General features: G+C 71.7%; 7 protein-coding genes and 1 tRNA gene. 1 reads left to right on the top strand and 7 read right to left on the bottom strand.

The window, feature by feature from the left end; translation table 11 throughout:
* Positions 1–66 precede the first annotated feature (66 nt).
* The 7 genes from ACFVWU_RS42780 to ACFVWU_RS42810 all read right to left on the bottom strand — a co-directional run bounded on the left by ACFVWU_RS42780 (position 67) and on the right by ACFVWU_RS42810 (position 9,695).
* Positions 67–426, bottom strand: a complete 360-nt coding sequence (locus ACFVWU_RS42780; protein WP_387631676.1) for a nuclear transport factor 2 family protein — start codon at positions 424–426, stop codon at positions 67–69.
* A 72-nt stretch (positions 427–498) separates the two neighbouring features.
* The gene (locus tag ACFVWU_RS42785) at positions 499–1,758 is read right to left on the bottom strand and encodes an ATP-grasp domain-containing protein (protein ID WP_387631679.1); all 1,260 of its coding nucleotides are present in this window, start codon (positions 1,756–1,758) and stop codon (positions 499–501) included.
* Positions 1,759–1,831: 73 nt separating this feature from the next.
* Positions 1,832–3,922: a prolyl oligopeptidase family protein gene (locus ACFVWU_RS42790; protein ID WP_387631681.1), complete on the bottom strand. Its 2,091-nt coding sequence runs from the start codon at positions 3,920–3,922 to the stop codon at positions 1,832–1,834.
* On the bottom strand, positions 3,819–5,780 hold the full coding sequence (locus ACFVWU_RS42795) for an MFS transporter (protein WP_387631683.1): 1,962 nt from the start codon (positions 5,778–5,780) through the stop codon (positions 3,819–3,821). Before ACFVWU_RS42795 ends, ACFVWU_RS42790 begins: the two co-directional genes overlap by 104 nt.
* A gap of 78 nt (positions 5,781–5,858) precedes the next feature.
* Complete coding sequence (locus tag ACFVWU_RS42800; RefSeq protein ID WP_387631686.1) at positions 5,859–8,213, bottom strand: tetratricopeptide repeat protein; 2,355 nt, start codon at positions 8,211–8,213, stop codon at positions 5,859–5,861.
* 464 nt (positions 8,214–8,677) lie between these two features.
* Positions 8,678–9,421: a G1 family glutamic endopeptidase gene (locus ACFVWU_RS42805; protein ID WP_387631688.1), complete on the bottom strand. Its 744-nt coding sequence runs from the start codon at positions 9,419–9,421 to the stop codon at positions 8,678–8,680.
* 202 nt (positions 9,422–9,623) lie between these two features.
* Positions 9,624–9,695 (bottom strand) — tRNA-Glu (locus tag ACFVWU_RS42810).
* Positions 9,696–9,947: 252 nt separating this feature from the next.
* On the opposite strand from ACFVWU_RS42810, the gene ACFVWU_RS42815 reads away from it, so the two are divergent.
* Positions 9,948–10,988, top strand: coding sequence for a helix-turn-helix domain-containing protein (locus ACFVWU_RS42815; RefSeq protein WP_387631690.1), 1,041 nt, complete (start codon positions 9,948–9,950; stop codon positions 10,986–10,988).
* Positions 10,989–11,157: the final 169 nt, after the last annotated feature.

An 11,157-nucleotide genomic window follows, 5' to 3' on the forward strand; every position in this document is an offset into this window, starting at 1 on the left:
ATCGGGTACCCGGTCGGCGGCCCCGCCCCTGCTGACCGAGGTCGGTGGATCCAGCCGGTCACCGCCTCACACTGCGGGCCCGTAGGCGCCGAGGCCGCGGCAGACCAGGCCGTCGCGGAAGGTGAGGACCTCGGCGACGGCCCACCCGCGCTCGTTGCGGTAGTTGATGACGAGGGTGTCGACCGAGGCGCGGACGTCCTCGACCGTGAAGTGCAGATCGGGCAGGTACTCCAGGCCCTTGGCCCAGTAGGCACGCAGGGCGTCCTTGCCGCGCACCTCGCCGGACGGGTCTCCGATGATCTCGACGATCCGCGGCGAGGCGAAGACGACGTCCTCGGTGAAGTGGGCGAGGATGCGCTCCAGGTCGTGCGAGTTCCAGGCGGCGGCCCAGTCCTGGGCGAAGCGGGCGGCGAATTCGAGATCCATGATCCAGGACGGTACGACAACCGGCCCGTCCCCGCCCGCGATTCCAGGATCCGGTCACACCGGTCACACCGGTCACCCGATGTCGTAGAAACCGTCGCCGTCCAGGTGACGCGCGGTCAGGATGTCGTGCAGCACGGTGCTCTGCGTCTCGTGCACCAGGTAGACCCGCATCGGGTAGGTCCAGTCGTCCACCGACCGGTGGATCCGGCCGCCGGGCCGGACGGCCAGGGCGAGGTCGTGGAAGCTGTCGAGGGCGCGCAGCTGCGCCATCTTCGGGTAGCCGCGCAGGATGCCGGCCGCGGGCGAGACCATGTTCACGAGCCCCGCGTGCCTGGCCAGTTCGTAGGCGTCGTCCCAACGCGCCAGGAAACGCTCGGGGTTGACGTACGCGTCGACGGTCCAGTCCAGCTGGCTCTCGCCGATCGCGGCCTTCACCGGGACGTGGAGGTCGGCGCCGCAGGCCCGGGCGGCCGTCTCGATCAGGCGCGGCCCGTCCGGCGTCATCTTGAGTTCGGTGTGCGCGGGGCCGTCGAGCACACCCAGGGCGTCGAGGACCTGGCAGGTGTACGCGGCCAGGGCGTCCTGCTCGGCGCCGTGCCGGGGCAGCAGTTGGGCGCTGCCGCCCAGGTCGCGGACCCCGTTGGCGCTGATGTGGTGCATCATCCAGATGTCGGTGACGTGGTGCCTGCCGCCCAGGCTCACGGTGTTCACGATGTACTCGGCGCCGACGAGGTACTCCTGGGCGAGCACCGCGCGGTTCCGGGCGCCCAGGGCGCTGTCGGCGCCGATCAGTGCGTCGAACGCGGCGCGGACCCGGCCGGCGTCGTCGCAGAAGTGGATGCCGTCGTTGCCCGCGCTCTTGACCGGTTTCAGCACCACGCGGCCGCCCACCTTGGCGTACCAGTCGCGCAGGGTGTCCAGGTCGGTGGCCAGGATCTGTTCGACGGCGGGCACACCGGCCGCCCGCACGGTCTCCATCATCCGGTACTTGTCCCGGCGGGCGCTGCTCAGTGCCGTCCCGTTGGTCCGCAGCCCCAGGGTCTCGCTCAGGACGTCGGCCAGTTCGACCCCGCTCTCGATGCCCGGCAGCAGGCACCCCGGCGCGAGCCGGGCGACGGCCTCGGCCGTGCGCGCGACATCGCCGTCGTGCACGAGGTCGGCGATGAAGTCGTCCGGCCGGAAGCTGCGCTCGTACGCGGGGTTGGTGGTGGCGGCGCTGCGTACGTGCACGCAGTCGAAGCCCCGCTCCCGGAAGATCGGGGCGAGACAGCGGCCGCTGGAGTAGGCGTCGACGATCGCGACGACGCGGCGGGCGGGCGGCTGGTCACTCATCTGAACCTCGATGTCGTCTGGGCGGTTGTGCTGGCGGCTGTCCTGGCGGATGGTTGGCGAATTCACGGTGGAATCACGGCAGTTCGAGCCCGGTGTGCCGGGCGAGGAACGCGAGGGTGTCGGCGGCCAGGGCGGCCACCCGGGTCATCGACCGGCCCTTGTGTCCCACCTCGGACTCGCTGCGCAGCAGGACCGGCGCACTGGCGCTCGTGGCGTGCTGGAGTGCGGCGCACATCTTCCGCGCGTGCATCGGATCGACCCGCGCATCGTTCTCGGACACGGTGAACAGGACGGCCGGGTACGCCTCCCCCTCCCGCACGTGGTGGTACGGGGAGTACCCCAGGAGCCACCCGAGTTCCTCGGGATCGTCCGCGGACCCGTACTCGGCGACCCACAGGCGTCCGAGCCCGAAACGCTCGTACCTGACCATGTCCAGCAGCGGCGCCTCGCACACCACCGCCCGGTAGCGGCCGGGCCGTTGGGTGAGCGCGGCGCCGACGAGCAGGCCCCCGTTGGATCCGCCGTGGATCCCGAGCTGGGCCGGGGTGGTCCAGCCGCCGTCGATCAGCGCCTGTGCGGCGGCGTGGAAGTCGTCGAAGACCTGCTGCTTGTGCTCGCGCATCCCGGCCCGGTGCCAGTCCTCGCCCTCCTCGCCGCCGCCGCGCAGGTGGGCCACCGCGTGGACGCCGCCGGCCTCGACCCAGGCCAGGACCGACGGGTCGTAGGCGGGGACCATGGACGAGCCGAACCCGCCGTAACCGAAGAGGATCGTCGGACGCGGCCCGCCGCGCTCGAGCGGCTCCACCACCAGCATGCGGACCGTCGTCCCGTCGGTGGAGCGGTAGGCGATCTGCGAGCTCCGCACCTTCGGGATCGGCACCATGCCGGGCGTGGCCGCCCAGACGCCGGTGGTGCCGGAGCGCGCGTCGTACCGCAGGATCGACCCCGGCGAGGTGCTGTCGGTGTAGGAGAACCAGGCCTCGTGGCCGCCCTCCGGCCGTTCGTGGAGGCCGCCGATCGCCCCCACGCCCGGCGTCGGCACGGTGCCGAGGCGCTCGCCGGTCTCCAGGTCGTGGACCGTCAGTTCGTTGACGGCGTGGCGGGTCCAGCAGACCAGCAGGCGCGGCCGGTCCAGCTCGGGACCGTCCAGGATGGCGAAGTCCGTCAAGACCGCCTCGGGGTCCTCCGGCACCAGGTCGCGCCAGGACCCGTAGGACAGGTCGGACGGGGAGGCCACGCAGAGCCGCGAGCGCGGCGCGTCCCGGTCCGTGAACAGGTAGGCCCGGCCGTCGCGCCACATGTACAGGCCGGTGTCGGCGTCGACGCCCACCTGGACCGGGCGGAACACCGGCCGCTGCGGCGTACCGGCCGCCAGGTCGCCGAGCCAGAGGTCGCTGCGGTTCTCGGTGCCCCGGGACGCCCCGAGGCTCAGCCAGCGTCCGTCCTGGCTGACCAGGATGCCGACGTCACTGGTGTCGGGCAGGCCCTCCCCGAACACCAGGACGTCCTCCAGCTCGGGATCGGTGCCGACCCGGTGCAGGTAGACCCGCCGCCCGTGCCCCGGCCCGGCGGCCGTCGACTTCCCGTCGCCGACCTCCGGCAGCTGGCGGACGTAGTAGTAGGCGGCGCCACCGGGCAGCCAGGCGACGGCCGAGTGGCGGGTGCGCGGGATGGGGCCTTCCAGCAGTTCGCCGGTGGCGACGTCCAGCACGTGGAGGTGGGACTCCTCGTTGCCACCCCGGGAGATCTTGTAGGCGAGCCGGCGCCCTTCCGGATCCGGCTGCCACGCGTCCAGGGTGGTGCCGCCGGAGGGGTCCAGCCGCAGCGGATCGAGCAGGACGCGCTCCTCCCCCGTGGGCCCCACGGTGAGCAGCACGGCGCGCTCCTGGTCGGGGAGACGGCGGGTGAAGAACTGCCGCCGGCCGCGCCAGACCGGGGCGCTCACACTGCCGGTTCCCAGCAGTTCGGCGATCCGCCCGCGCAGTTCGGCCCGGCCGGGCAGTTCGCCGAGGACGCGGTCGCACAGTTCGCGCTGCGCGGCCGACCAGCGCCTGGTCTCCTCACTCCGCGGATCCTCCAGCCACCGGTAGGGGTCCTCGACCACTCTCCCGTGCAGCTTCTCCGCTTCGGAACTCCGGTGTGCGGGCGGGTGGTCGAAGGTCATCGTTCAGCTCCTCGGGGGGCGACTTCGCGGCGGGCGGGTGCTGGGCGAGGGAGTGGAATCCACCACCGAAGAAGACCAGGGGCCCGTCCTCCTGCTGGTCCGGCCGGGTGAACGAGAGGACCTCGGCCAGGACGATCGAGTGATCGCCGACCGGGATGACCGTCCGCACCCGGCCTTCGATCCACGCGGTGCCGGCCTCCAGCAGCGGCGCGCCGCTGTCCTTGCCGGGCTTCCAGGGGTACCCGTCGAACTGGGTCTCCCCCGTCGGCCGGTCGCGCTTGGCGAAGTGCACGGCGGTGTCCCGCTGTCGGGCCGAGAGCACGGTGATCCCCAGCGGCGATCCCTCGGCGACCAAGGCGTCCAGGCGCGAACCGCGCTCGACGCAGACCATGACGAGCGCCGGGTCGAGCGACACGGTGACGAAGGAGTTGACCGTGGTGGCGTGCGGGATCCGGTCGCGGACCGTCGACGCGACCGTCACTCCGGTGGCGAAGGCCCGTCCCGCCTGCCGCACCAGCAGCGCGACCGCCGCCGCCTCTGCCTGAGGGGTCCGGTGATCCTCAGGAGCCGTACGGTCCTCAGGAGTCTCGTGGCCCATGGGGGACTGGGGAGTCTCAGGGAACTCGGGAGTCCCGGGCGCCTTGTCCCCGTACCGCCGCAGCGCGGCGCCGCCGACCAACGCCGAGGCCAGGGCGGCGGCCGCGGCCAGCAGCAGCAACACGGTGAAGGAACGCCGCATCGAGCCGGCTCCGGAGCCGGTGACCGCCATGAACAACAGGATGCTCACCGTCACGCCGGCGAAGGTGCCGAGGGTGAAGAGCCCGGACACCCGGCCGGCCACCGCGACCGGCTCGTTCTCCAGGATCCGCGACTGGAAGAGCACCGCGAACACCTGACCGGCCCCCAGCATGACGGAGCTGGCGGGGACCGCGACCCAGGCGTCGGTCACGAACGTCATGCAGGCCAGGGACAGGGCGACGACCAGGGCGGCGAGCACGCCCGGGCGCAGCCCCCGCTGCTTGCGCAGCCGTCCGGCGAGGGTGGCGCCGATCACCGCCCCGGAGCCGTTGGCGAGGTTGATGACGCTCAGCCAGGTGGCGCCGCCGCCGAGGAAGTCCCGTGCGACCACGTTCGGGTAGACGTTGATGAGCCCCGCACCGGCGTTCAGTGCGAGGACGCTGACCAGCAGCAGCCTGCTGCTCCCGGTCAGCCGCGGCCCGCCCGAGCCGGCCGCGACGGCACCGCGCTGAGCGCCCGTGACCGCGGGTGCCGGCACCAGCCGCAGGAGCAGCAGCCCGGAGACGACGAAGGTGGCGATGTCCAGCCAGGTCAGCGTGGGCAGGTCGCTGACCTGCAGCATCAGCGGCGCGGCCGCGGTGCCCAGGATGAACATCGTCCAGTCGATCCGGGACACCGCCGCCAGCGCCGCGGGCATCCGTTCGGCCGGCAGGACCCGCCGCAGGTAGGCCGTTTGGGAGGCGGTGAAGAACGGCGTCAGCAGGCTGAGGAACGCCATGACGCCGATGGTGGCCGCCGAGGTGAAGGCGGCGCCGGCCAGCTCGACGACGAGCAGCACCGCGAGCACCGCGGCGCGCAGCGCGTCCAACCCGATCAGGGTGCGCCGGGTGTCGTGGCGGTCGGCCAGGGGGGCCAGCAGCCGCGAACCGAACAGGATCGGCAGGTACACCAGCACGATCGCCGTGGTGAGCACCGCGTTGGAGCCGTGGTTCTGGTTGTACGCGTAGTAGACGACCCCCGTGCGGAACAGCCAGTTGCCGAACTGGCTGACCGCGTACGCCGACAGCAGTGCACGGAGGGAACGACGCTGGGACTGCTCGCTGCGCTCAGCGGGTGGCACGTGGTGCTCCTTGTCGATGCCGGCGATGCACGCACCCGGACGCCGCGCGCTGATCCGCCGCTAATGGTCGGACATGGCCTAATCCGCTGCGGAGGCCGAGGCGTTGGACAGTCGGGCGTGCAGGTCGGCCAGGTCGACGGCGTCGGCACCGCGCTCGGCGGCGAGCTCGGTGTCCGCGCGGGCCCCGGCCGTGTCACCCAGTTCGAGGCGCAGCACGGCCCGGTTGTAGACGTAGTCCGGGTCGTCGGAGAGCTGGACCGCGCGGTCGAGGCAGCTCAGCGACTCCTGCGGGCGCCCGCTCGTGTGGAGGACGTGGGCGAGGTTGTTCCAGGCCTCGGTGAGCTTGGGGTTGCGGGCCACCGCGGTGCGCAGGCTCTCCTCCGCCTCGTCGGCGCGCCCGAGTTCGGACTGGGCCAGGCCCCGGTTGCTCCACGCCTGCGCGTTCCTCGGGTCGTGGTAGACGGCGGCGTCCAGGCTGACCAGCGCCTCGGCGGGATTGCCCCGCTTGAGGTGGAGCACCCCGAGCCCCAGGTGTGCCCGTGCCTCCCCGGGTTTGAGTTCCACCACGCGCCGGAAGTCGCGTTCGGCGCTGTCCGAGTCTCCGCGCTGGGTGTGCAGCCGGGCGCGGTTGAGGTGGGCCTCGTAGTACGGCGGGCACAGCTCGATGGCCCGTTCGTAGTACTCCAGCGCCTCTTCGAACCGTCCGGTGCGTTGCAGCATGTTGGCCAGGTCGTTGGCGTATTCCCCGTAGTTCGGGTCGAGGCCGATGGTCCGCTGGTAGACCTCGTAGGCCTTCGGGAAGTCCTTGACCATCTCGTAGATCTGCGCGGTGTTGTAGACGAGGATCGACTGGTGCAGTGCGTACTTCTCGTCGCCGTAGATCTTCTGCATCCGGTCCATGCCCTCGGTGCAGAGCGCGAGTGCCTCGTCCATTCGCCCCTGCCGGGCGCGGATGTAGGCGAGGGCGTTTTCCGCGAAGACCTTGATGTACTCGTATTTGGGGTGGTCCTGGAATTCCGTGCCGAGTTTCTCCAGGTTGAGCAGGGCGAAACGCTCGGCGGTGTCGAGGTCCGGCGGCGACTGGTACCGGCCGTGCGCCATGCTCTGTGAATAGAGCACCGTGGGCGTGTAGAGGCTCTGCGGGAAGTGCTGGTAGAAGGTGTCCAGATACGGAATGGACACGTGTGCCAGTCCGAGCGAGTACAGCACGAAGGACATCCGCAGGTAGACCAGGTTGTGGGTCTGCCCGCCGCCGGGGAGGGTGCGCAGCTGGGGGTCCGCCCAGAAGCGGGAGAAGAGGTCGAACCAGGTGTCGTAGAGGCCGATCTCCTGGAGCGAGATCGACAGCGGGGCGAGCGCCACCATCCGATCGGCGGCGTCCCGCAGGCCGAGGTGGTGGATCGGGTGGAGGACCTCCTCGGGACCTCCGGCGAGGCCGGCGAGCACCTCCCGGTGGACCCGCTCCCTGGTGCCGGCGTCGTACGTCTCGTAGTTGCGCAGCACGATCGGATCGTCGTCCGAGCAGTGGGCCCGGACGTACCGCTCCAGCAGGTCGTACCTGGGCCGCTCGCCGAGCAGGCTCAGGTAGAGGTCGAGATGCGTCTCGAAGGTCAGGTAGTCGGGCAGCGAGACCTTCGCGTCGAGGCACCGCAGCAGCGCCGAGAGCCGGGCCGGCCTGCCCTGCGACAGCCGCCACAGGTTGTCGAACTGCTTGTCGGCCAGCGACCCGAAGCCCCAGGTCTCGATCAGCTCGCGGGCCTCGCCCTTGGAGAGCGGCGGCAGGGCGGCCCGGGCGGCGTGCTCGGCGAGGGCGACGTCCGGTTCGCCGTTGACCAGGAGGACGATCCTCACGCGCCGGCCCAGCGTGCGGCGGCGGGCGACGATGTCGAGGAACTGCGTCACCGTGGGCGACAGCCGCTCGGCGTCGTCGATGACCAGGGTGTACGGCTGCCCGGCCCGGGCGAGGAAGGCGTCGAGGAACTCGTACACGCCGTTGAGCAGTTTGCCCTGGTACTCGTGGAAGTAGAACCTGGTCCGCTCGTCCCGGCTGGCGACGCCGGTCAGGTCCTTCGGTACCCGGTAGGCCGGGGACTCGCGCTGCGGGAGGAGCCGCTTCAGCGACTGTTCGGCGGCCGCGACCAGCTCGGGTGCCTCGGCTTCCGCGACGGCGATCGCGTGGTCCAGCAGGGGCTGCAGCCCGGCCAGGTACCCGTGGGTCAGCTTGTCGCCGCTGCCCGACACCACGGTGCCCGCGCGCCGCGCGCTCGCCGCCGACGCCAGCCACGCGCGCACCGTGTCGGCCTTCCCGGCGCCGTCCGGCGAGGTGACCAGGAGGAAGACCGGGCCGTCCGGGCCCGCGGACTCGAGTCGCCTTTCCGCGTTGTCCAGCTCCGCGAAGAAAGCAGGGCGCACCCGTGGGTGAAGAGCAGTCATGCCGGATTCTCCAAGGTCTCCCGAAGCGTCTCGTCCGAGGGAGTGGGAGGCCCGAAAGCTCGCGGACCTCCCACCGAATTCGCCTTAGCCGGCGACGTACGGCGTGGTGGTGCGAACGGTGTCCTGCTTCTCGGCGACCTTGACCTTCATCTCCCTGTCACCTCCCCACTCTTTCGTAGGTACCCGGACTGTGGCCTCGGGCGCCCACAGCATGCGACGCAAGGCGTGATCATGTCAAGATTTTCACTTGGATCATCCCTGCCTTTCCCAGGAACCCTCAATTACCCCCGGAATACCGGCTGTCGCAGCACTTTCGGGAGCGGCCCGGATTCGAACGGCGGAGGCGTGGTGAAAATCCGGTGACGGCCGGAAAGATCGTCATGGAATACCGCGCCGACCGGCTCCGCGGGCGACGGCGGGATATTCGCGCGGGGGAACCCGGCCCCGCGGCCCCGTCCGTCGTGTCAGCTGTGCTTCCAGGCCACCGAGAAGGAGTTGCCTCCGCTCAGCCCGGAGGTGGTGGCCCTGGTGACGCCGCCGGAGGCCATGGTGATGCCGTCCGGGGAGAAGCCGCCCAGGCTCCGGCCGTTGGCGGTGGCGCCGGTGAAGGACACCGAGTGGAAGTCGGAGAGCGGCAGCACCCCGGTGGAGCTGGAGGGGGCTTCGGCGATCACCTCGGCGGAGGCGAGGGAGGCGCTCCTGAGGGACTTGTTGACGGTGTGGCTCCAGCCGGCCGTGGTGTCGGAGAGAGTGAGGGTGAAGGAACCGCTGCCGTTGGTGGTGACGCTCGCGGTGAAGTGGTCGCCCGGCCGTACGGTGTTGCTGAAGTTGACCGGGTAGGCCGGGTACATCTCGTACCAGGAGGAGTACACCGGGGAGCCGTTCGAGCAGTCGGCCTCGGTGCCGGTCTGTTCGACGGTGCTGCTGCCGTCGCCGTCGAGGCCGACCCAGAAGCTGGACCAGGTGTTGCCGCCGGAGCAGGTGACGGTGGGCTGGACCCAGCTGGCGCTGACGCTGGTGAACCGGTTACCGGTGGCGGCGTAGCCGGCCCAGTTGCCGCTGGTGCTGTGCAGGAGGCCGCCGCCGTGGTGGGCGAGCGGGGCCTGGACGAGGGTGGGGGCGGTGGCGGCGACGGCCGGGGCGGCGGCGCCCAGGACGGTCAGCAGGGCGGTGGACACGGCGAGGGTGCGCCGACGGGCTACGGACATGACTACTCCCTTGTGGGGGCGTGGAGTTGGCCGAGCGTCGACAAAGGTAGACCCGCCGGGCGAAAGCGGGGCGTTACGGGGCGATAACGAAGCTGTGCCCAGCCCGTGGTGACGCCGCATCCGGCGCCGCCCCGCGGCCCGCCGGACGGGCGCGGGAACGCCGCAGGGGCGGAAGTCGAAGTCGACTTCCGCCCCTGCGAGTTGGAGCGCCGGGCCCGAATCGAACGAACCCCTCCCACTGAAAGTGGGCGTGCTACCGCTGCACCACCGACGCCTGCTCCGGCCGGTCCTCGACCACTTCGGTGATCTTGTCCTGCCGACGAGGAAGAAGTTACCAGCAGATGATCGGAAGAGGAAAATCGGCGGACGCCGGGGCCGACGGCCGCCACCCCGGCAGGCGCCGTACCGTCACCGTCCCCTTACGCTCGGGCGAGTCACCGGGCCTGACGAAGTGGGGGGAAGGCCTCGCCATGATGTGAGGGGAAGGCCACGTCGGACCGGAGGAGAGCGTGCGCAGGAGGGAAGCGTGCAGGAGGGAGCGGTGGACGTGACGGCGATGACGGGGAGTGTGTTCACGGGCGAGGACCTGCCCGCGAACGAACGGTTCGACTGCTGGCGCGAGCTGGTCGGGCGGACCCGGGACAGCGAGATGACCAGTGCGCACGCCGACGACTTCGAGGCGGAGATGCGGCGCCTGGAACTGGGGCCGGTGACCCTCCTCAGATCCTCCTTCCCGCCCGCGAGGTTCCGACGGACCGCCAAGATGGTGCGGCGGTCGGACCCGGGGGTGTACCACCTCACACTGGTGCTCGACGGCGGCCTGTCCCTGACGCGCGACGACCGCGTGCCGACGACCACCTTCAATCCGGGCGAGCTGTACGTGCTCGACAGCTCACAGCCGTACGACGTACGGGGCCTCGGCGTCCGCGCCGCCGGCCGCGCGGAACCCCGGGTCGAGGCCGTGGGCGTGGACTTCCCCGTGTCCCTGCTGCCGCTGCCGCCTCGCCGCCTGCGCGAGCTGATGGGCCGGGCGTACTCCGGGCAGGAGGGCACCTGCGCGCTGCTCGCGCAGTTCCTCGTCGGCCTGGACCGGCAGGCCACGGCCCTCGGGCCGGTCGAGGCACCCCGGCTGGGGACGATCGTGGTCGACCTGATGGCCGCCTGGCTGGCCCGGGAGCTCGACGCCGAGGCGGCGGTCCCGGACGACGCCCGGCAACGGGCCCTGGTGGAGAACGTGCGGACGTTCATCCGGCGCAACCTGCACGACCCCGAACTCTCCCCGTCCGTGATCGCCACCGCGCACCACATCTCGGTCAGCTACCTGCACCGCCTCTTCACCCAGCAGTCGCAGGGCGACACGGTCGCCGCCTGGATCCGTGGCCAGCGGCTGGAGAAGGCCCACCGCGACCTCGCGGACCCGGCGCTGCGAGCCGTGCCGGTCCACACCCTGGCCGCCCGCTGGGGCATCCCGCGTGCCTCCGACTTCACCCGCTCCTTCCGGGCCGCCTACGGGATCACGCCCAGCGAGCACCGCCGCCGGGCGCTGGCCGGCCGCACGGGCGAGTAGCCGCGGCGGCGGGCGCCCGGTCCGGCAGGCCCGACCGGGCGGCGCGGTGGGGCGGCCCCCCCCCCCCGGTAGGGGCCGGCCCCCGGCCCGGTCCCGGCCACCCCCCCGCGGCGGGGCCGGCCCAGCCCGGGGGGGGGGGGGGCGCGGGGGGGGGGGCGGGGGGTTGCTC

Source organism: Kitasatospora sp. NPDC058190 (assembly GCF_042883685.1).
Lineage (GTDB): Bacteria > Actinomycetota > Actinomycetes > Streptomycetales > Streptomycetaceae > Kitasatospora.